The organism is Streptomyces hazeniae (genome assembly GCF_031845485.1).
Taxonomy (GTDB): domain Bacteria; phylum Actinomycetota; class Actinomycetes; order Streptomycetales; family Streptomycetaceae; genus Streptomyces; species Streptomyces hazeniae.
In genome coordinates, this window is the sequence record NZ_JAVREQ010000020.1 from 117,488 (window position 1) to 139,397 (window position 21,910).

A 21,910-nucleotide genomic window follows, 5' to 3' on the forward strand; every position below is an offset into this window, starting at 1 on the left:
GGCCGACCACGCGGCCGCAGCCGAGCCACCACAGGAGCTGACCACCCGTGACCGACCACGGCGCTCACCACGAGGCGCCGACCGCCGCTCCCGACAGAGACGAGCACGCAGCCCGCCCGGCGGCCGTGACACCGGCGGACGCCGCCGACGCCGCACGGCTCGTCTCCTTCGGCCTGCATCCCAAGCTGCTGCCGGCCCGCGACGCCGAGTACGCCGAACTGCTGCGGCGCTACCGCGACGAGCCGCTGTTCGCCCGCCTCGCCGACGCCGTCGCCACCGGGCTCGGTCTCGTCGTCCTCGAGGTCTCCACCCGCGCCGGCATGGCCGTCGCCGCAGCCGAGGACTCGGTGTTCGCCGTCCGCATGGGCGACTACGCCCGCCGGGCCACCGCCGACTCGGGCGACCGGTTCCTGCACGGGCTGGCGCACCTCGCCGTGGCGGCCATGGCCTTCCCCCGCCCCGACGACCTCGCCGACGACGGCTACCTCGGCCGGATCACCGTCAACGGCGTCGACGCCTTCGTCCGGCAGGCGTGCCGCCGTCTCGAAGAGCGCGCCGCGGAGGCCGGCGAGAACACCGACCCCGCCACGGGCGCCCCCGGCCTGGAGGCCGCCTGGCGGGTCTACGCCCGCCGCAGCGCCACCGGCGCCACCAAGGACGCCCGCCGCCTGGCCGGTTCCACCACGGGCATCATCGCCAAGGCCGTCACCTTCCTCGTCGACTCCGGCTTCCTGCAGCGCACCGGCGACGAGTCCGGCGGCACCTACCGCACCACCGCCCGCTACCAGCTCCAGGTCCGCGACATGGCCGGCAGCGCCGCCATGGCCGAACTCCTCGAACTCGGCGTCGTCCCGGTCTCCGACGGCAGCGCCTCGCTGGTGCCCGCGGACGACGGCGACGACCTCGAACTGTCCGCCGACGCCGGCCTCCCGTTCCACTCCTGACCTCCCCGACCCGACCGAGAAGAGCCCCGCACACCCATGTACGAGCTGTCCCGGATCCGCCTCTACTCCATCGGTCCCGCCGGTGCGCGCTACGCCGACACCGTTCTGGACCTGCGCGGAGTCGGCGCGCCCGTGCCCACCCCGGCGCCGGCCCAGGCGGACTTCTTCGAGGACGACCCGGTCGGCCCGCCGCGCCGCCCGGCGCCCGCCGGCGTGCTCTTCCTGGAGAACGGCGGCGGCAAGTCGGTCCTGCTCAAACTGATCTTCTCGGTCATGCTGCCGGGCCACCGCAACACCCTCGGCGGCGCCAGTTCCGGCGTGCTCCGCAAGTTCCTCCTCGCCGACGACTGCGGCCACGTCGCCCTGGAGTGGCAGCACACCCGCACCGGCGAGACCGTCGTCGTCGGCAAGGCCAGCGAATGGCGCGGCCGCCAGGTCTCCGGCGACCCGCGGAAGTTCGCCGAGGCCTGGTACTCCTTCCGCCCCGGCCCCGGCATGAGCCTCGACTCCCTCCCGGTCGCCGAGTCCTCCGCCATGCGCCCCGCACGCGAGGGCGCCTCCACCGCCCGGGGCCGTCGCCGCACCATGAAGGGCTTCCGCGACGTCCTCACCGAGACCGGCAAGGCCTACCCCAACCTCGACGTCCACTGGGAGGAGATCCACGAACGCTGGAACGAGCACCTCACCTCGCTCGGCCTCGACCCCGAACTCTTCCGCTACCAGCGCGAGATGAACGCCGACGAGGGCGAGGCCGCCGGACTCTTCGCCGTCAAGAACGACTCCGACTTCACCGACCTGCTGCTGCGCGCCGTCACCGACACCCGCGACACCGACGGACTGGCCGACCTCGTGCACGGGTTCGCCCACAAACTGGGCCGCCGCGCCGAGCTCACCGCCGAACGCGACTTCACCGCCGGCTCCCTCGATCTGCTCCAGCGCATCGCCGACGCCACCGGGGAACGGCAGCGCGCACGCGACGTGCACGCCGGCGCCGAGCGCCGGGCACGTGCCCTCGCCCGCCGTCTGCACGCCCGCGGTGCCGCCGAGCGCGGCGACGCCGCGGCACTCGCCGAGCAGGTCGGCACCGCCGAGGCCGCCGTCACCGACGCCGAAGGCTCCCGGCACCGCGCGTCCCTGGTGGCTGCCGAGCTCGCCTACCGGCACGCCTCCCTCGCCCTCGCCGCGGGTGAGAAGGCCGCCGCAGCCCAGCGCCGTGAACTCGCCGACGCCCGTACCCTGCACGCCGCGTGGCAGGCCGCCGAGACCGTCCTCCAGTACCGCGCCGCCGCCGACCGGGTCACCCGCGTGGCCGCCGCCATCCGCGACGCCGAACGGGACGCGGCTCCCGCCCTCGCCGCACGCGCCGACGCCGCGGCCGCCCTCGTCCGGGCCCTGCACGCCGCCGCCCAGGACTCCGAGGAGTCCGCCGCCGCCCACGAGGAGCGCTCCGCCACGCTCCAGCAGCAGAGTGAACGCGCCCACCGCGACGCCACCGCGGCCGCCACGTCCGCCGAGCGTGCCCGCAGCGAGAGCGACCACCTCCGTCAGCGCCTCGCCGAGGTCGAGCAGGAGACCACCGAGGCCGTACGCGCCGGCTGGCTCGACGACTCCACGCCCGACGCCGACCCCGCCCGCGCCGCCCTCGCCGCCAGCGACGCCGAGAAGCAGGCCGTCGCCGCCTGGGACACCGCCCGGGAGGCCGCCCGGCGCGCCGCCGAGCAGGCGCGCGAGACCGCCGCCGAGCACGCCCGCGCCGAACTGGCCGCCGCCCGCGCCGCCGACGCCGCCGAGAACGCACGCTCCGCCCACGGCGCGGAGGTACGTGCCGCCGCCGCGCTCGGCACCGCACAACGACTCGCCGACCTGCTCGGTCTGCCCGCGGCTCCCGCCGACCCCGCGCCGACCGGGCTGCCCGCCCAGCGCGGCAGCCGCCCGGACGCCGACCCGCCCGGCGGCCCCGAGGACCGGAACACGCCGCTCACCGCCGAGGAACTCGACCGCAACGCCGACACCCTCGCCGGACTCCTCGACGACGCGCTCGCCACCGCGGAACGCCACCTGTTCGACCTGCGGACCGCCGCCGCCGAGGACTCCCGCATGCTCGGCGCCCTCGGCGACGGCGGGCTCCTCCCCCCGGGCGCCGACGTCACCAGCACCGTCGAGTTCCTCGGCGAGCACGGCATCCCCGCCCTGCCCGGCTGGCGCTACCTCGCCCAGGCCGTCGACCCCGCCGACCACGCCGCCGTGCTCGCCGCGCGCCCCGAACTCGTCGACGGCGTCGTCATCACCGACCCCGACAGCCACGCCCGCGCCCGCGAGGTGCTCGCCGGAGCATCCCTGCTGCCCCGTTCCGCCGTCGCCGTCGGCACCGCGGCCGCGCTGCTCGCCCCCACCCCCTCGCCGCACACCGCCGACCCCGACCGCGACCAGGTCTTCCTCGTCCCGCCCAACCCGGCCATGCACGACGAACGCGCCGCCGACGACGAACGGCGGCACCTGCGGGCCCGCGCCCAGCAGCGCGACGAGGAGATCCGCACCCGGGCCGCCCGCCTCGGCGACGACCGCGCGCTGGCCGCCCGGCTCGCCTCCTGGCGCGCGGGCTGCCCCGCGGGCCGCCTTCCCGAACTCGCCCGCGAGGCCGTCCGTACCCGCGAGGCCGCCGACGCCGCACGGCAGCATCTGGAACGCAGCGCCACCGCCCGTACGGAGGCCGAGGAGAACGCCGCCGAGACCGCCCAGGCGCGGGAGGAGACCCAGGAGCGGGCCCAGCAGGCCCGGCGCAGCGCCGACGCCCTGGCCGGCCTCGCCTTCCGCCTCCGCGAACGGGTGAAGTGGCAGGCGCGGCTCCGTGAACTCGCCGACGAGGCCGCCGAACCCGAGGGCGTCGCCGCCGACTGCCTGGAGCGCGCCCGCATCGCCGACGAGGACCGCAGGGCCGCGCAACGCGCCGCCGACGACGCCCACCGCACCGCCCGCGCGCTGCGCGCCGAACGTGCCGACATCGCGGGCGTGCCGGACGACCTCGACCTCGCCGCCGCACGCCCCGGCTCCTCCCTTCCGGCGCTGCGCGAGGCGTACCGCTCCGCCTCGCAGCTGTACGAGAAGGTGGGGGTGGGCACCGACCTGCGTGCCGAACAGGCGCGCGCCGAGGGCGACGAGAGTTCCGCCCTCGCCGCCCTGGAACGGCTCACCAACAAGGTCCGCAACCGCGCCGCGCAACTCCTCGACGGGCCCGAGGGCGCCGACGGTCCGTCCCGCCAGTCCGCGGCCGCCCGCGCCGAGGCACACGTTCAGCTGCTGGAGACGCGCGCCTCGGGCGCCAGCGAACAGCTCGGCAGGCTGCGCGGCGAGGCGGAACGCCTCGCCCCCGCCGACGGCGGGACCCACACCGAGCTGCCCGAGGCGCGAGTGCCCGGGGACGCGGAGGCCGCGCAGTCGCTCCTGCGCGCGGCCAACGCCGAACTTTCCGCCTGCGACGACGCCCTGGCCGCCGCGCGCGAACGGCACACCGGGTTCCTCCGCGCCCACCGCGCCGCCGAGGAGGCCACCGAAGCGTTCGACGAGACCTCCGCGATGCTGCGCGACCTGCTGCGCGATCCCCAGCACGCCGAGACCCCGCCCGACGAGGCGCCCGACCCCTACCCCGGCTCGCCGTCCGACGCCCGGCACTCCGCCGCCGAGGCGCGCCGCTCCCTGCGCGGCTGCGCCGCCGACCTGTCGACCGCGGAACAGACCGTGCGCGAGGCCTGCGACGTGCTGGTGCGGCACGCCAACTCCGCACGCTACGAACAGGTCCGCACCCCGGCCCGGCAGCAGATCCGTGAGCTGCCCGCCGCAGCCCTGCCCGACCACGCCGCCGCCTGGGCCGAGGCCTTCGCGCCCCGCCTGCGCGTCCTCACCGACGAACTCCAGCAGCTCGAACGCAACCGGGACGGCATCGTGGACCGGCTCCGCGGCCTCGCCGAGTCCTCCCTCGCCACCCTGCGCTCGGCGCAGCGCCTCTCCCGGCTCCCCGAAGGGCTGGGGGAGTGGTCCGGGCAGGAGTTCCTGCGCATTCGCTTCGACGACCCCGACCAGGCCACCCTCACCGAACGCCTGGGCGAGGTCATCGACGAGGCCACCCGGGCCGCGGTCGCGAAGAACTCCGACCTGCGACGCGACGGCATGACCCTGCTGCTGCGCGGCGTCCGGGCGGCTCTCCAGCCCCGCGGCGTGTCCGTGGAGATCCTCAAGCCGGACGCGGTGCTGCGCGCGGAACGCGTACCGGTGGGCCAGATGGGCGACGTCTTCTCCGGCGGTCAGCTGCTCACCGCCGCCATCGCGCTGTACTGCACCATGGCGGCGCTGCGCAGCAACGATCGCGGCCGGGACCGGCACCGGCACGCCGGCACCCTCTTCCTCGACAACCCGATCGGCCGCGCCAACGCCACCTACCTGCTGGAGCTCCAGCGCGCCGTCGCCGACGCACTCGGCGTTCAGCTGCTCTACACCACCGGCCTCTTCGACACCACGGCGCTCGGTGAGTTCCCGCTCGTCATCCGGCTGCGCAACGACGCCGACCTGCGCGCCGGCCTGAAGTACATCAGCGTCGAGGAGCACCTGCGGCCGGGGCTGCCCCGGCCGCAGGAAGAGGGCGAGCCGGTGGTGCACGGCGAGGTCACGGCGACGAGGATGTTCCGGCGTCCGGCAGGTGACCGGGACTGACCGGCCGCCCACGCCGCGCCACACTGCTGGGCTCCGACACCACGCCGTGCCGCTGGACCCACACCTGACGGGTGATCCACACGTCCAGCACGCTCCAGGTCGCCACCACGGTGCAGGCTATGGCGGCGAGTACCGCGGGGAACGCGAACCACACCTCCGCGAGCGAGCACAGCACGGCGATCACGACCAGGACCAGCGTCAGCGCGATGATCAGGACCGCCCGCACCGCTGCCGTACGCACCGGATCCGGCAACCGGGGCTTTGCGTACATGACTTCTTCACTCCCCCTCCACGCCGGGGTGCAAGCGCGACGATTCGCGCACTCCGCCGCCGCGACTTCCGCGCGTGGCCTGCGCCACAATCGTCCAGCATGCCGCAGGGCATCGACGGACAACTCCGGATGAGGCACCCTGTACCACCGGGTGATCGTTCGGACACACCTGCGAGTCCCTTCCAGGGTGGTAGTAGGCTCGCGCCGTTTGCTGATGAAACACGCCTCCGCGCGGAGGAGTTGACGTAGGGGAGGCCATGCGCTTTCGCGGCAAGTCGATCCGCCGGAAGATCGTGGCCCTGCTGCTCGTGCCGCTGGTGTCCCTCGTGTCGATCTGGGCGTTCGCCACCTATCTCACCGGCCGTGAGGCGTTCCACCTCCGCGCGACGGCCACCTCCATGGACGCCCTGAACGACCCCCTGCTGGAGGTGGTGCACGCTCTCCAGGGCGAGCGCCGCCAGGTCATGGTGCACCTCGCCGACCCGCGCCGCTCGGATGCCCTGAACCGGTTCGGGCGCGCCCAGCGCGCCACCGACCGGGCCGTCGGCGGGCTGCGCGCCACCGCGGGCCGCGACGACGTGCGAGGCGACCTCCAGCACGACACGCACGACCGGCTCGACGCCGTGCTCCGGGGACTGGACGGCCTGGGCGAACTGCGCCGCAAGGCCGGGAACAACACCCTCACCCGTGGCGGCGCCTTCCAGGGCTACAACGACCTCGTAGGCCCCTCCTTCACCCTCCTGACCTCCCTGCACGGCCTGCACGAGGAGCACCTCGAACAGGAGGGCAACGCCCTCGTCGGCGTCGCCCGGGCCCGCGAGTACCTGGCCCGCGAGGACGCCCTGTTGGCCGCGGCCATCGCGGCCGGGGAGATGACCAGCGGCGACCGCAGGGCGTTCTCCGACCGCATCGCCGAACGCAACCTCGCCCTCGAGACCAGCCTCCAGCAGCTCCCCGCCGAGGACCGGGAGGCGTTCCAGGAGTACTGGACCACCACCGACGGCCGCACCCTGCGCAGCTACGAGGACGCCGTCATCGCCGCGGGGTCCGGCGGCGCCACCGAGGTGGTCAACGCGCAGCGCTGGCAGCAGGCCACCGCGACCGTCCTGGACGACCTGGAAGACCTGCGGGCGCAGTCCCACCACCGCTACGACGAACGCATCCGGCCGGCCGCCACCGAGGTGTGGCTGCGGGCCGGCGCCGCCGGCGTCCTGGGCCTGGCCGCCGTGGTCGCCTCGCTGGTCGTCTCCGCGCGCGTCGGCCGCGGCCTGGTCCGCGACCTGAGCACGCTGCGCAGACAGGCCAACGAGTCGGCCGGGGTGCGCCTACCCAGCGTGATGCGGCGCCTGGCCGCCGGGGACCAGGTGGACGTGGAGACCGAGGCGCCGCGGCTGGAGTTCCCGCCGGACGAGACCGGCCAGGTCGGGCAGGCGCTCAACACCCTGCAGCGCGCCGCGGTCGAGGCCGCGGTGAAACAGGCCGAGATGCGGCGCGGCGTCTCCGAGGTCTTCGTCAACCTCGCCCGCCGCAACCAGGTGCTGCTGCACCGTCAGCTCACCCTGCTCGACACGATGGAACGCCGCACCGAGGACGCGGACGAACTCGCCGACCTGTTCCGCCTCGACCACCTGACCACCCGCATGCGGCGGCACGCCGAGGGTCTGGTCATCCTCTCCGGCGTCGCGCCCTCCCGTCAGTGGCGCAAGCCCGTGCAGCTGATGGACGTGGTCCGGGCCGCCGTCGCCGAGGTCGAGGCCTACGAACGCATCGAGGTACGCAGGCTGGCGCGGCTGGCCGTGGACGGCGGCGCCGTCGCCGACCTCACCCACCTGATCGCCGAACTGCTGGAGAACGCGACCGTGTTCTCTCCGCCGCACACCGGGGTGCAGGTGCTCGGTGAACGGGTCGCCAACGGCTTCACCCTGGAGATCCACGACCGCGGCCTGGGCATGCCCGCGGACGCCCTGCTCGATGCGAACCTGCGCCTCGCGGAGACCCCCGAGTTCGAACTCTCCGACACCGACCGCCTCGGCCTGTTCGTCGTCTCCCGCCTCGCGCAGCGGCAGGGCGTACGGGTGTCGCTCCAGCCCTCCCCGTACGGCGGCACCACCGCCGTCGTCCTCATCCCCGCCTCCGTCCTCAGCGAGCCCACCGGTCGTGAGGGCGGTCCGGAGACCGCGGCGGTGGCGAACGGCCGCCGCCCCCGCCCCAGGGCGCCGCTGTCCCCGGCCGGCACGGACTCCGGGCCGCTCGACGGACCCGTCGAACTCGAGGCCGCGCTCGCCGACCTCGACTCCCCTGACAGCGGCGGCGGTCTCTTCCGCCGCCCGGAACGCCCCGGGAGCCAGGACGCCGAGCACCAGCAGGCCGCCGAGGACCCGGGCGCGGTGCGCGAGGACCCGCCCGCCGGGGGGTACGGAACCGCCCCGGAGGCGGCTCCCGGAACCGTTCCGGACGGAGGGCCCGCCCCCGACCCCGCCGGGCTGCCCCGGCGGCGCCGGCGGACGCCGGTGCTGGTCTCCGACAACGGCCGCCGCGTCGAGGACGGCCCCGGCGGACTGCCCCGCAGGGTGCGGCAGGCCAGCCTCGCTCCGCAGCTGAAGGAGGTTCCCGCCCCGGAAGCGGACCGCTCCGCTGGGCAGGGTTCCGAGCCCGACGACCGGGACGCGGAGGAGGTGCGCAGCCGGATGGCCGCGCTCCAGCGCGGCTGGCAGCGCGGACGCGAAGAGACCGACACGCCGCCCGGTGGCACACCCGCCGCGGACCCGGCACCCGAGACCGACCACCCGGAGGGGGAGGGGCGATGACCTCACCGAACGCGGCCGCACGGACCACCGGCGCCGGCGGTGAACTCAACTGGCTGCTCGACGAGCTCGTCCAGCGCGTGGGCAGCATCGACAAGGCCATGGTGCTCTCCGGCGACGGACTGCCCCGGGGCACCTCCGAAGGGCTCAGCCGGGAGGACGGCGAGCACATGGCGGCCGTGGCGTCCGGCTTCCACAGCCTCGCCAAAGGCGTCGGCCGGCACTTCGACGCCGGGGGCGTCCGGCAGACCGTGGTCGAGCTGGACGAGGCGTTCCTGTTCGTGACGGCGGCCGGCGACGGCAGCTGTCTCGCCGTGCTCGCGCGTTCCGAAGCCGACGTCGGCCTCATCGCGTACGAGATGACGCTGCTGGTCAAGAGGGTCGGCGTCCACCTGGGCACCGCTCGTCGTTCCGACCTGCCCGGCGCGCGCTGACCAGGGGCCGGACGGGGATCGGTGGCATGACCGAGCGCTGGTTCGACGAGGCTGCCGGGCCGGTGGTCCGGCCGTACGCCATGACGCGCGGCCGTACCCGGTGCAGCCCCGAGGCGGCACGGCTGGACCTCATCGCCCTCGTCATCGCGCGGACCGCGGGCACCGGGGCCGGCGGCCGGCACGAGGACGATCTGCACGACCCGGCCCTCACCCCCGAACACGTGGACATCGTGCGGATGTGCCGCCGCAGTCCGCTGTCGGTGGCGGAGCTGGCGACCGACCTCGACGTGCCGGTGGGTATCGTCCGCGTCCTGGTCGGCGACCTGCTCGACGCGGACCTGGTCCGCGTCTCCCGACCCGTACCTCCGGCCGAACTGCCGGACGAGAACATTCTCCGCGAGGTGATCAATGGTCTTCGGGCGCTCTGAACGCGACCGCGGCCCGGCAGCCGCTCCCACCGAGTCGGCCGCCCCCGCCGAGCCCGTGACGCTGAAGCTGCTGGTGGCCGGCGGCTTCGGCGTGGGAAAGACGACTCTGGTCGGTGCGGTGAGCGAGATCCGTCCGCTCCGCACGGAGGAGATGCTGACCGAGGCGGGCCGCCCCTACGACGACACCGCGGGGGTGGAGGCCAAGTCCACCACCACGGTCGTCATGGACTTCGGCCGGATCACCATCAACGACGATCTGGTGCTCTACCTCTTCGGCACGCCCGGACAGGACCGGTTCTGGTTCCTGTGGGACGAGCTGGCGCAGGGCGCGCTGGGCGCGGTGGTGCTGGTGGACACCCGCCGCCTGGGCGACAGTTTCGCCGCCGTCGACTACTTCGAACGCCGCGGGATCCCGTTCACCGTCGCCGTCAACTGTTTCGACGGCGCCGAGCGCCACCCGGCCGAACGGATCCGGGAGGCCCTCGACCTCGACGCCGGGGTGCCGGTGATGCTGTGCGACGCGCGCGAGCGGGACTCCGTGCGTGACGTGCTCATCTCCGTGATCCGGCACGCGATGCGGGCGGCCGCCGCCGAGGAGGCCGCGACCGCCCGCTGAGCGCTCCGGGGCCTCAGCCCGCCGGCTCCTCCTCGTACCAGCCGAAGCTGCGTTCGACCGCCCGCTTCCAGTTGCGGTATTCCCGGTCGCGGACCGCCGCGTCCATCCTCGGAGTCCATTCCGCGTCCTGCCGCCAGTGCGACCGCAGCTCGTCCAGGTCGGACCAGACGCCGGTCGCCAGCCCGGCCGCGTAGGCCGCGCCCAGGCAGGTCGTCTCCGAGATCACCGGCCGGATCACCGGGACCCCGAGCACGTCCGCCTGGTGCTGCATCAGCAGGCCGTTTGCGGTCATGCCGCCGTCCACCTTGAGCGTGGTGATCTCCACGCCGGAGTCCTGGTACATGGCGTCGACGACCTCACGCGTCTGCCAGCTCGTGGCCTCCAGCACGGCGCGGGCCAGGTGCGCCTTGGTGACGTACCGCGTCAGGCCGGTGATCACGCCCCGCGCGTCGGACCGCCAGTACGGCGCGAAGAGGCCCGAGAACGCCGGCACGATGTACGCCCCGCCGTTGTCCTCCACGCTTTCCGCCAGCGTCTCGATCTGGTCCGCGGACGAGATGATGCCGAGCTGGTCGCGGAACCACTGCACCAGCGCTCCCGTGATGGCGATGGCCCCCTCCAGGCAGTACACCGGCCGCTCGCCGCCCAGTTGGTAGCCCATGGTGGTGAGCAGCCCGCTCTTGGAGGGCACGGGCCGGTTGCCGGTGTTCAGCAGGAGGAAGGAGCCGGTGCCGTAGGTGTTCTTCGCCTCGCCGACGTCGTAGCAGGTCTGACCGAAGACGGCGGCCTGCTGGTCGCCGAGCGCCGACGCCACGGGCACGCCCGCCAGCTGACCGACGGCCGTGCCGTAGGTCTCCGACGAGGAGCGGATCTCCGGGAGGACCGCCTCCGGGATCCGCATCGCCTCCAGGATCGAGGAGTCCCACTGGAGGGTCTCCAGGTTCATCAGCATGGTGCGTCCGGCATTGGTCACGTCGGTCACGTGCACGCCGCCGTCGGGGCCGCCGGTGAGGTTCCAGATCAGCCAGGTGTCCATGGTGCCGAAGGCGATCTCGCCCGCCTCGGCGCGCTCCCGCAGCCCCGGCACGTTCTCCAGCAGCCACAACGCCTTGGGGCCGGAGAAGTAGCTGGCCAGCGGCAGGCCGGTGCGGTCGCGGAAGCGGTCCTGCCCCACGTCGCCGCCGAGCTGCGTGCACAGTCCGGAGGTCCGGGTGTCCTGCCACACGATCGCGTTGTGCACCGGCCTGCCGGTCTTGCGGTCCCACAGAACGGTGGTCTCACGCTGGTTGGTGATGCCCAGGGCGCTGAGCTGGTCGGCGCGCAGTCCGGCCTTGGCCAGGGCTCCTGCGACCACCGCCTGGACCTTGGACCAGATCTCGGTGGCGTCGTGCTCCACCCACCCGGGTTTGGGGAAGATCTGCTCGTGTTCACGCTGGTCGACGGCGACGATGGCGCCGCCGGAGTCGAAGATGATGCAGCGGCTCGATGTGGTGCCCTGGTCGATCGCTGCGACGAAGGCGTCCTTCATGGTCGCGTCTCCCTGCTCAGAAGGCGAGTGAGTAGATTCCGGCTCCCACCAGGCCGCCGATGACCGGACCGGTCACCGGAACCCAGGCATACCCCCAGTCTGACGTCCCCTTGTTGGGTATGGGCAGCACGGAGTGGGCTATTCGGGGGCCCAGGTCCCGGGCCGGGTTGATCGCGTAGCCGGTGGGCCCGCCCAGCGAGAGGCCGATGCCGACGACGAGCAGTGCCACGATCAGGACCGTGCTGCCCGAGCGGCCCAGCTCCTTGGTGACCCCGAAGGCCAGGATGGGCAGCACCAGGGCTGCGGTGGCGATGATCTCGGTGACCAGGTTGGTGACCGGGTTGCGCACCTCGGGGATGGTGGAGAAGTTGCCGAGGGTCGGCTGCGCGGTCTCACTGTCGGCGTTCGCCGCGAACTGGGAGTAGTACGCGGCCCACGCCAGCACCGCACCGACGAAGGCACCGATGATCTGCGCAACGATGTAGAGCGGCGCCTTGCTCCATTCGCCGCTCTCGGCCGCGACGGCGATGGTCACGGCCGGGTTGATGTGGCCTCCGGAGAGGGGCAGGGCGGTGTAGGCGCCGGCGAGCACCCCGAATCCCCAGCCGAAGGCGATGACGATCCAGCCGGCTCCGTTGGCCTTGGAGAATCTCAGGTTGACCGCGGCGCACACGCCCGCGCCGAACAGGATCAGGATGGCCGTGCCGATGATTTCGCCGACGAAGATGTCCCCGTTGCTGAAATGGTCCACTGCGGCTCCAATCGACCAAGCGCCCGGGGCGGCTGCCCCGGGCGCGTGTGCGGGTGGGTCGTGCCAGGTGCGACGAGCGTGACGGCAGTGTTCAACCGGACCGAAGGGGCGTCAAGGTCGCCTACAAATTCACTCGTTCGAGTGAGCGTGTCGGCTCAGCGGTGACCGGTCACCGAGCGGGGCGAGACGGGGAAGTCGAAGTAGTCGTCCGGGAAGGTCTCCGGCTGGAAGGTGTAGTGCCACCACTCGTTCGGGTAATTGACGAATCCGACCTTCTCCAGACCTCGCTTCAGGAGCAGCCGGTTCGCCCGCTGCTCGCCCCGGATCCGCTCGTCGAGCGTGTGCGACAACGTGTCGAAGCAGTCGTAGCCCGTCCCCATGTCCAGCGACGCGTCCGGGAAGCGTTCCTCCTGCGGTGCGTAGCACGGCACCAGCGGCTCGCCCGGCACGTAGGGCCGGGTCGGCTCCACCGGCAGCCGCACCAGCGTCAGGTCCACCGTGCTGCCCCGGCTGTGCCCCGACTTCTCCGCGATGTAGCCGTCCTCGAACAACGACGCCTTGTCCACCCGGGGATAGAACTCCCGCTTCATCCGACGCTCGTCCAGGTCCTTCGCCCACTCCACGAAGTGGTCGACGGCGCGCTGCGGGCGGTAGCAGTCGTAGACCTTCAGCGTGTACCCCTGGCGGAGGAAGGCCCGTTGCGCCGAGCGCAGCGCCTTCGCGGCGTCCTCGGTGAGAATGCACATCGGCCACCGGTAGCCGTCGATCCGGCCGCCGACGAAGTTGTGCCGGGTGACGTAGCGGATGTCCTGGAGAATCGTCGGCGCGACCCGCCGCAGTGACACGAACGCGTCGGGAGCCTTCGGCTCCGGACGTGCGGCGGCGTGCGGGGCGGGCACCGCGGTGACCAGCAGCACCGCGGACGCGAGGCCCAACAGCAGGCGGAGCGGGGAGTGTCGGCGCATGCGCTCCTGCCTACCGCACCGCCGCCCTGCCGGGAAGAGCCCCCGCACCGGCGGGACGACCGGACGCGACCGCGCGAGCCGAACGCGGCCCACCTCCGGGCAGGAACTCCCCCTCAGCCGCGCACCCGGACCGGAAGGTCCACCCGGTGCCCGTCCTCGCCCGTCACCACCGTCCGGCCGGCGGCCTCCGACACCGTGAGCCGTTCCACCTCCGGCCGCGCCCAGGCATCGGCCGGCTCCCGTATCAGCAGGCCGCTGCCGGTCCGCCCGGGCGGCGGCCGCCACACCTCCAGCGCCGTCCCCCCATCCGGCACCGCCACCGGAACGGCCGCCCCCGCCCGCGCCAGCACCGGGACACGCTCCAGCGGCGCGTCCAGCACCACGGTGCGCCCGCCGTCGTACCGCACCCCGGTCGCCGTGTCGTACCAGCAGCCGCGCGGCAGCCGCACCGCACGGCGCCGCAGCCCCGCCTCCAGCACCGGCGCCACGAGCAGCGCGTCGCCCAGCAGGAAGGCGTCGCCGCAGTCCCGCAGCGCCCGGTCGGCGCAATGGTGCCACCACAGCGGCCGCACGTAGGGAGCGCCCGTCCGCCGCGCCAGATGCGCCAGCGTCACCAAGTAGGGAACCAGCTCCTCCCGGCGCACCGCCGCCGCCCGCACGGCCGCCAGAACCTCCCGGCCGTGGCCCCGCGGCCCGCGGTCCCCCGCCCCCCGCCCCGCATCCGGGCGGTCGCCGCCGCGGAACAACGGCAGGTACGCCGCCAGCTGAAAGCGCCGCACCAGCAACTCCGGTGACGGCCGGTCACGCTCGTCCCACGCCCCGGCCTCCGGCCCCGCGAACGGCACGCCGCACAAGCCGAGCCCGAGCACGGCCGCCAGCGAGGCCCGCAGCCCGTGCCAGTCCGTGACCGGGGCGCCGGCCGAGACTCCCCCGTACCGCTGGGAACCCGCCCAGCCCGCCTTCGACACCAGCAACGGCCTCTCCTGCGGACCCTGTTCCAGCAGGCCCGCCCAGCCCGCCTGCGCCATCGCGAGCCCGTACACGTTGTGCGCCTCCAGATGGGCGCCGCCGCGCCCCTCCAGGTCGTGCCGCACCCCCCGTGCCGCGTCCGCGTCCGCGAGGACGTGCGGCGACGCCGGCGCGTCGCCCTGGTGGCACGCCCCGGAGAAACCCTCGCCGACGAGCCCGGCGTACAGGCCGCCCCACCACTTGCGCACGCGCGAGTCCGTGAAGTCGGGGTACACCGACGCCCACGGCCGCCCCTGACGCCGCACCGTGCCGCCCCCGCCGTCCCGTACGAACGCGCCCAGCGCCGTGCCCTCCTCGTACAGCACACCGCCCGGCCGCGCCCACACCTCCGGCCGCACCGCGGCCGCGAGCCGCACCCCCTCCGCCCGCAGTTCCCCGGCGACCTCCCGCATGGCGGCTCCGGGCTCCCGGAAGCGCGCCCCGTCCGGAGTGGCGGCGCCCGCGCCCCGCCCGGAGCCGTCGTCCGCAGCCAGATGCACCCCGTGCAACGGCAGCCCGTGCTCCCGGTGCGCCGAGACGGCTTCCCGCACCTCCCGGGGCGACGCGCCGGACGGCAGCACGTGCTGGTATCCCAGCGCCCACACCGGCGGCCGGGCCGGCGTGCCGGTCAGCGAGGCCCAGCCGCGCAGCAGCCGGGCCGGCGTTCCGGTGATCACCCAGTAGCGCAGCGGCCCGCCCGACATCCGCACCTCGCAGCGGGCGTCCCGGTCGTGTCCCGACCCGGCACCCTCCTCCCCGTCCCGCAGCACCATCTCCCCGTCCCACGTCGCGTCGTGGAACACCAGGTGGCAGCCCACGTCCGCGACCACCAGCTGCACGGGCATCGTCACCGACGCGGCGCGCCCGCCCGCCCGGTCCACCCCCGCGTTCCACAACCGGTACGCGCCCGCCGGAAGCCGAGGACCCACCGGCGGGCCGCCCAGCCCGAAGAACCGGGCGTCCGGCGACACCCGCGAGTGCAGCACCCAGCGCCCCCCACCGCCCGGCTCCGTCTCCCACCAGCGCGGCGCCGCGTCCCGGCGCAGCACCACGCCGCCCGGCGTGCCCACCTCCACGGCACCCCGCCGCGAGACGGTGATCCGCAGCCGCTCTGACACCACCCGCCATCCGCCGTCGGTGTCCGGCTCCAGCACCGCGCGCGTGTCCGCCTCCGGACAGCGGCCGCCCAGCGCGTACGACGGCTCCGGCGCCGCCTCGTCCCAGCCGCAGAAGACAGCGCCGCCGGCTGCCACCCGCACCCGCAGCGCGGACCGCTCGAAACGGACCAGGCCACCGCCCGGCCTCGGCTCGGCCCCCACCGCCTCGCCCGGCACGCGCGCCCGTTCCCGCGGCCCGACCACGAAGCCACCCGCGTCTCCGCCCCGCCGCAGCGCCGACCGGACAGGACCCCACCGGCGGACCATCCCGACGACACCACCGACACCCGCAGACCGCACCCGGTCACGCCCCTTCATGCAGCTCAGCCTGCCACCAGCGGGCGCACCGGTCACCCTCGTTCAACAGCCGTTCACCGGGCGTCCGCCCCGCCGTCGCTCCCAGGGACCCCGGCGCCGCCCGCCGCCGGCCCTGTGCCCACCTCACATGCCGCATACGCCCTTTATGGGGGCGTCGGCCCTGGTGAAGTGAACGATCACATGGCATCGTCCTGCTCAGCCGCCGCGTACGCGCACACACCCCGGCACGTGCGCGGACACGACGCCCACGAAGCGCAGAGAACCACGGGAGCCGCCACATGACCGCAGCGCACAGCAGTCCGCAGCCCGACACGCCCGCACCGCAACCTCTGTGGCGTCCCGGGCCGGAGCGGATCCGCAGCGCCGCCGTCACCCGCTTCCAGGAATGGGCCGCCGACCACCACGGCGCGCCCCGGGGCCTCCCGGACGACCCCGAGGCGAGCTACGCCGCCCTCCACCGCTGGTCCGTCGAGGCCCTCCCGGACTTCTGGCGCGCCGTCGCCGCATGGTTCGACGTCCGCTTCGCCACGCCGTACGACACCGTCCTCGCGGACGATGCGATGCCCGGCGCCGTCTGGTTCCCCGGCGCCACCCTCAACTACGCCGAGCACGCCCTGCGCGCCGGCGAGGACCCCGCCCGCGCCGACGAGCCGGCCCTGCTGCACGTCGACGAGACCCACGAGCCCGTCCCCGTCTCCTGGGGCGAACTGCGCCGCCAGGTCGGCTCGCTGGCCGACCGGCTGCGCCGCCTCGGCGTCCGCCCCGGAGACCGGGTCAGCGGCTATCTCCCCAACACCCCGCAGGCCGCCGTCGCCCTCCTCGCCACCGCCGCCGTCGGCGGCGTGTGGACCTCCTGCGCCCCCGACTTCGGCGCCCGCAGCGTCCTCGACCGCTTCCAGCAGGTCGAGCCCAAGGTGCTGTTCACCGTCGACGGTTACCGCTACGGCGGCAAGGAACACGACCGCACCGAGACCGTCGCCGAACTGCGCCGTGAACTCCCCACTCTCGAAGCGGTCGTCCACATCCCCCTCCTCGGCACCCCCGCCCCGGAGGGGACGCTGGAGTGGGACGCCCTCACCGCGGCCGACACCGAACCCGTCTTCGAGCAGGTGCCGTTCGACCACCCGCTGTGGGTGCTGTACTCCTCCGGCACCACCGGACTGCCCAAGGCCATCGTCCAGTCCCAGGGCGGCATCCTCCTGGAGCACCTCAAACAGCTCGGCCTCCACTGCGACCTCGGCCCCGCGGACCGGTTCTTCTGGTACACCTCCACGGGCTGGATGATGTGGAACTTCCTCGTCTCCGGCCTCCTCGTCGGCTCCACCGTCGTCGTCTACGACGGCAGCCCCGGCTACCCCGACACCGCCGCGCAGTGGCGCGTCGCCGAACGCACCCGCGCCACCCTGTACGGCACGTCCGCCGCCTACGTGATGGCCTGCCGCAAGGCCGACGTCCACCCGGGCCGGGACTTCGACCTGAGCGCGCTGAAGTGCATCGGCACCACGGGCTCCCCGCTGCCGCCCGACGGCTTCCGGTGGCTGCACGACGCCGTCGCCGCGGACATGTGGATCGCCTCCGTCAGCGGCGGCACCGACGTCTGCTCCTGCTTCGCGGGCGCCGTACCGACCCTCCCCGTGCACATCGGAGAGCTCCAGGCCCCCTGCCTCGGCACCGACCTCCAGTCCTGGGACCCCCAGGGCAAGCCCCTCGTCGACGAGGTCGGCGAGCTCGTCGTCACCAACCCCATGCCGTCCATGCCCGTGCGCTTCTGGAACGACCCCGACGGCAGCCGCTACCACGACAGCTACTTCGACACCTACCCCGGCGTGTGGCGGCACGGTGACTGGACCACCCTCACCGGCCGCAACTCCGTGGTCATCCACGGCCGTTCCGACTCCACCCTCAACCGGCAGGGCGTCCGCATGGGCTCCGCCGACATCTACGAGGCCGTCGAACGGCTCCCGCAGATCCGCGAGTCCCTCGTCATCGGCGTCGAACAGCCCGACGGCGGCTACTGGATGCCGCTCTTCGTGCACCTGGCGCCCGGCGTCACCCTCGACGACGCGCTGCGCGACACGGTGAAGCAGACCATCCGCGGCTCTCTCTCGCCCCGCCACGTGCCCGACGAGATCATCGAGATCCCCGCCGTCCCGCACACCCTCACCGGCAAGCGCCTCGAAGTCCCTGTCAAGCGCCTCCTTCAGGGCACAGCGCTGGAGAAGGCGGTCAACCCCGGCTCCGTCGACGACGTGGAACTCCTGAGGTTCTACGAACGCCTCGCCCGCGAACGCACGACCTGACCGGCAGGACGGCGGGCCGGCCCTCCCGGGGTCCTGGGGACCCGGCCCGCTGTCACACCCCCCGACTACGGTGAGTCACGTCCAGTCTTACCGTCAGTGAGGGGGACCATGTCGCACACCCGAAGCCGCAGGCGACGCCGCCACCAGGCCCTGCGCACCGAGACGCCCAGCACCGTCGCCGTCCTGACCACGGAGACGGACTTCACCGCGATGCGCGGCTACCGCAGCTTCGCCTTCGACGACTACGCCGCCTACCTGCAGCACGTCCAGGCCCTCCTCCGCCACCTGTCGGGACAGGGCCTCCACACCCGCGTCGCCCCGTTCGACCCCGACCGCTTCGCCGCCTACTGCCTGCGGGACGGTCTCGACCCGGACGCCCCCGTCAGCCGCACGCGCTACACCGCGGAGATCGCCGGCACCGGCCTCACGGTGCCCTACGACGGACAGCCCTGCCACGACCTGCTGCCCCTGCTCCGGGCCTGGCGTGCCCGGGACGCCGTGTGGGACGAAGCCGACCGCGTCCTGGACACCCTCGGCGGGGGCGAAGCCCCCCTGCACACGGCCGCCGAAGCGCTCGACGCCCTGCTCACGGCGCTCGGAGCCGGTACCCATCACCTGGTGTGCAGCGTCGACGGACCGCGCGCCCCGCTGCTGGCCGTCCTGCACACGGACACCGCGGCCGACGGCACCTGGGAGCTCGCCGAGTCCGACGTCCTGCTCTTCTGCTCCGTCCTCGCCGCAGGACTGGCCACCGGCTCGCCCGGCGGGCTCGTCACCCGCACCACCCCACCGGCCTGCCGTGGCGACCGCCCGCGCGAGACCGTGCGCGGCTGGTGCCTGCACCGAGGCTGGCTCGCCCCGCTCACCGAGGCCCAGGTGTTCAGCGCCTACTGCACGCACGCGGAGACCGGTGAACCCGTACCGCCCGAGCCCGGCGTCACCTACGCAGCAGGCGTCCCGCTGTCCCGCACCGCACCGGGCGGCGCATGAGCCCGCCCGGCCCGCGGATCACTCGCCGGAGAGCACCGCGTGCGCTGCGGAGCGCGCCTGCCCCGCTCCGTCCGCGGCCCGCGCGGCCGAGGCGGCCCGCTCGCACTGCGCGAGCGTGTGCCGCGCCAGAGCCTCCCGGACGTACGGAATCGCCGACGCGCCCATGGACAGGCTCGTCACGCCCAGCCCCGTCAGCACGCACGCCAGCACCGGGTCCGCAGCCGCCTCCCCGCACACCCCGCAGCCCTTGCCCTCCGCGCGCGCGGCTTCCGCGGCCAGTGCGACCAGGTCCAGCAGCGCGGGCTGCCACGGGTCCTGGAGCCGCGACACCGCGCCCACCTGCCGGTCCGCCGCGAACGTGTACTGCGCCAGGTCGTTGGTGCCCAGCGACAGGAACTCCACCTCCTGCAGCACCGACCGGGCCCGCAGCGCGGCCGACGGGATCTCCACCATCACGCCGCACTTCGCCCGCAGCCCCACCGCACGGCAGACCTCGGCGAACGCCGCCGCGTCGGCACGGTCGGCCACCATCGGGGCCATCACCTCGAGGTACACGGGCAGCCCCGCCGCGGCCCTGGCCAGCGCGGACAACTGATCCCGCAGCACCTCCGGGTGGTCCAGCAGCGCGCGAAGACCGCGGACCCCCAGCGCGGGATTGGGCTCGTCGGCCGGGGTGAGGAACCCGAGGGGTTTGTCGGCGCCCGCGTCCAGGACCCGCACCACGACGCGTCCCTGCGGAAAGGCCTCCAACACCTGCCGGTACACCTTCGCCTGCCGCTCCACGGACGGCGCCGCCGCACCGTCCTCGAGGAACAGGAACTCGGTGCGGAACAGCCCGACCCCCTCGGCCCCCGCCTCGACGGCGGCCTGCACGTCCGCCGGGCTTCCCACGTTCGCCAGAAGCGGGACCTTGTGGCCGTCCGAGGTGGCGCCGGGCCCGCTGACCGCGGCGAGCGCCGTCAGGCGCTCCCCGGCGGTCCGGGCCAGCATCGCCTGTTCCGCTTCCGAGGGGTTGACCGTCACCTCACCGGTGCTGCCGTCGACCGCGATGACCGTGCCCTCCGCCAGCTCGCCCGCACCCGGCAGCGCCACCACGGCGGGCACCCCCAGAGCGCGGGCGAGGATGGCGCTGTGGCTGGTGGGGCCGCCTTCCTCCGTGACGAACGCGAGCACCTGCGTGGGGTCGAGCAGCGCGGTGTCCGCCGGAGCGAGGTCCCGGGCGATGAGCACGAAGGGGTCGTCGCTGTCCGGGACCCCGGGCATGGGCACCCCCAGCAGCCGGGCCACGATGCGGTTCCGCACGTCATCGAGGTCGGCGACGCGACCGGCCACGTACCGCCCCGCCCCGGACAGCAGAGCCCGGTAGACGGCGAAGGCGTCGTACACCGCCCGTTCCGCGCTGCTGCCCACGGTGATGCGGCGCTCCACGTCCGCGATCAGCTCGGGATCGCGGGCCATCATCGCCTGCGCCCCCAGCACCCCCTGTGCGTCACCGCCGGCGAGCTGGCCCCGCGCCTCCAGGTCCGCGGCGACGGCATGCGCCGCGGACCGCGCGCGCTTCTGCTCCCGTGGAGCATCGTCCCGCCCGATCCGCTTCGCAGGGGGCTCCAGCACGGCGGTCCCCATGTGCCGCACCTCGCCGACGGCCAGGCCGTGGCTCACACCCACACCCCGCAGGGTCGCGTCCATCCGGCTCAGCTCCAGACGAAGAGGGGGGCCCCGGAAGTGACCGTGCCCTCTTCCACCAGACCCGTGAGGGAGCCCGTCGAGGCCTCGAGCGCGATCACGGGGGAGAGGGGAGACTTGCCGGCGCGCTCTACGGCTCCGGGGTCCCAGCGCACGATCGCCTGACCGCGCTCGACGGTGTCCCCCTTCGTCGCCACCAGCTCGAAGCCGTCCCCGTTGAGCTGCACGGTGTCGATGCCCAGGTGGACGAGTACGCCGCGGCCCCCGGGGTCGACCACCACGAAGGCGTGCGGATGCAGGGAGACGACGATCCCGTCCACCGGGGAGACGGCGACCGTGGGAGCTCGTCCCGGGTCCACCGCGGTGCCGGGACCGACCATCGCGCCGGAGAACACGGGGTCCGGCACGGCCGGCAGGCCGACGGCCCGACCGGCCATCGGCGACGTCACTGTGGTCATGGGAAGCCTCCCAGTACACGGTCTCGAGCGGGCCGCCTCCCCCGACTCGAGCGGGGATGCGCCATCGTTCAGCAGGGTAAGTCATCGCCCGGCAGGACCGCTTGCGGCGCAGCGGGCGGGAGGGTGGACGGCGATTTGCCTCCGCCACGGCAGCGCTGTACTGTCGTCCCCCTGCTCGCAGCCGAGTGCGGCGGGCAGTTTTCGACACACCTCCTTTCTCCTCTCGTGAAGAGAATCGGGATGCCGCACGTCTGCGGCGGCCGAATTTCGGAACAGGGAAATGGTTCTGATAGTGTCGGGGACACCGAAGGGAAGCGCCCGGAGGAGCCTGTGAAAGGGTTCCGATGGAAGCGTCCGTTCCTTGAGAACTCAACAGCGTGCCAAAAGTCAACGCCAGATATGTTGATACCCCGTCCCCCTGTTTGTGGGGGCGTGGTTCCTTTGAAACACAACAGCGAGGACGCTGTGGATCGTCGGGTTATTCCTCCGGCGGTTCCGCTCTCGTGATGTGTCGACCCGGATATCCGGGAAGCATTCACGGAGAGTTT

General features: G+C 73.9%; 15 protein-coding genes. 8 read left to right on the forward strand and 7 right to left on the reverse strand.

Annotation, left to right across the window (positions count from 1 at the left end; genetic code table 11):
* Positions 1-47 precede the first annotated feature (47 nt).
* Together RM572_RS21015 and RM572_RS21020 are read left to right on the forward strand one after the other, a co-directional pair.
* Positions 48-944 carry a hypothetical protein gene (locus RM572_RS21015; protein ID WP_311674918.1) on the forward strand — a complete coding sequence of 299 codons (897 nt, stop codon included), beginning with the start codon at positions 48-50 and terminating at the stop codon, positions 942-944.
* Positions 945-980: 36 nt separating this feature from the next.
* The gene (locus RM572_RS21020; protein ID WP_311674919.1) at positions 981-5,648 is read left to right on the forward strand and encodes a hypothetical protein; all 4,668 of its coding nucleotides are present in this window, start codon (positions 981-983) and stop codon (positions 5,646-5,648) included.
* Here the strand turns inward: RM572_RS21020 and RM572_RS21025 are convergent.
* On the reverse strand, positions 5,602-5,919 hold the full coding sequence (locus RM572_RS21025) for a hypothetical protein (protein ID WP_394813665.1): 318 nt from the start codon (positions 5,917-5,919) through the stop codon (positions 5,602-5,604). The two genes, RM572_RS21020 and RM572_RS21025, sit on opposite strands and share 47 nt — an antisense overlap.
* 257 nt (positions 5,920-6,176) lie before the next feature.
* On the opposite strand from RM572_RS21025, the gene RM572_RS21030 reads away from it, so the two are divergent.
* Genes RM572_RS21030 through RM572_RS21045 form a run of 4 tightly spaced genes read left to right on the forward strand, consistent with a single transcriptional unit; the run spans position 6,177 to position 10,201 of the window.
* Positions 6,177-8,726, forward strand: coding sequence for a nitrate- and nitrite sensing domain-containing protein (locus RM572_RS21030; RefSeq protein WP_311674920.1), 2,550 nt, complete (start codon positions 6,177-6,179; stop codon positions 8,724-8,726).
* The gene (locus tag RM572_RS21035; protein WP_311674921.1) at positions 8,723-9,157 is read left to right on the forward strand and encodes a roadblock/LC7 domain-containing protein; all 435 of its coding nucleotides are present in this window, start codon (positions 8,723-8,725) and stop codon (positions 9,155-9,157) included. Before RM572_RS21030 ends, RM572_RS21035 begins: the two co-directional genes overlap by 4 nt.
* A 26-nt stretch (positions 9,158-9,183) precedes the next feature.
* Positions 9,184-9,585, forward strand: coding sequence for a DUF742 domain-containing protein (locus RM572_RS21040; protein ID WP_311674922.1), 402 nt, complete (start codon positions 9,184-9,186; stop codon positions 9,583-9,585).
* A complete protein-coding gene (locus RM572_RS21045; RefSeq protein ID WP_311674923.1) occupies positions 9,566-10,201 on the forward strand; it encodes a GTP-binding protein in 636 nt (211 codons plus the stop codon). The genes RM572_RS21040 and RM572_RS21045 overlap by 20 nt, the downstream gene beginning before the upstream one ends.
* A 13-nt stretch (positions 10,202-10,214) precedes the next feature.
* Here the strand turns inward: RM572_RS21045 and glpK are convergent, their stop codons facing one another.
* From glpK to RM572_RS21065, 4 genes are all read right to left on the reverse strand, one after another.
* Complete coding sequence (glpK, locus tag RM572_RS21050) at positions 10,215-11,729, reverse strand: glycerol kinase GlpK (protein ID WP_311674924.1); 1,515 nt, start codon at positions 11,727-11,729, stop codon at positions 10,215-10,217.
* 16 nt (positions 11,730-11,745) lie between these two features.
* Positions 11,746-12,480 carry an MIP/aquaporin family protein gene (locus RM572_RS21055; RefSeq protein ID WP_311674925.1) on the reverse strand — a complete coding sequence of 245 codons (735 nt, stop codon included), beginning with the start codon at positions 12,478-12,480 and terminating at the stop codon, positions 11,746-11,748.
* A 155-nt stretch (positions 12,481-12,635) separates the two neighbouring features.
* Entirely contained in the window at positions 12,636-13,445 is an 810-nt protein-coding gene (locus tag RM572_RS21060; protein ID WP_311674926.1) for a M15 family metallopeptidase, read from the reverse strand.
* A gap of 113 nt (positions 13,446-13,558) precedes the next feature.
* A complete protein-coding gene (locus RM572_RS21065) occupies positions 13,559-15,928 on the reverse strand; it encodes a glycoside hydrolase family 31 protein (protein ID WP_311674927.1) in 2,370 nt (789 codons plus the stop codon).
* Positions 15,929-16,206: 278 nt separating this feature from the next.
* On the opposite strand from RM572_RS21065, the gene RM572_RS21070 reads away from it, so the two are divergent.
* Both RM572_RS21070 and RM572_RS21075 read left to right on the forward strand, forming a co-directional pair.
* The gene (locus RM572_RS21070) at positions 16,207-18,228 is read left to right on the forward strand and encodes an acetoacetate--CoA ligase (RefSeq protein WP_311674928.1); all 2,022 of its coding nucleotides are present in this window, start codon (positions 16,207-16,209) and stop codon (positions 18,226-18,228) included.
* Between the two features lie 108 nt (positions 18,229-18,336).
* Positions 18,337-19,218 (forward strand): hypothetical protein, encoded by an 882-nt coding sequence (locus tag RM572_RS21075; protein WP_311674929.1) that lies wholly within the window; start codon positions 18,337-18,339, stop codon positions 19,216-19,218.
* An 18-nt stretch (positions 19,219-19,236) separates the two neighbouring features.
* On the opposite strand, the gene ptsP is transcribed toward RM572_RS21075, so the two are convergent.
* Positions 19,237-20,907, reverse strand: coding sequence for a phosphoenolpyruvate--protein phosphotransferase (gene ptsP, locus RM572_RS21080; protein WP_311674930.1), 1,671 nt, complete (start codon positions 20,905-20,907; stop codon positions 19,237-19,239).
* A 5-nt stretch (positions 20,908-20,912) separates the two neighbouring features.
* Positions 20,913-21,362 (reverse strand): PTS sugar transporter subunit IIA, encoded by a 450-nt coding sequence (locus RM572_RS21085; RefSeq protein ID WP_311674931.1) that lies wholly within the window; start codon positions 21,360-21,362, stop codon positions 20,913-20,915.
* Positions 21,363-21,910: the final 548 nt, after the last annotated feature.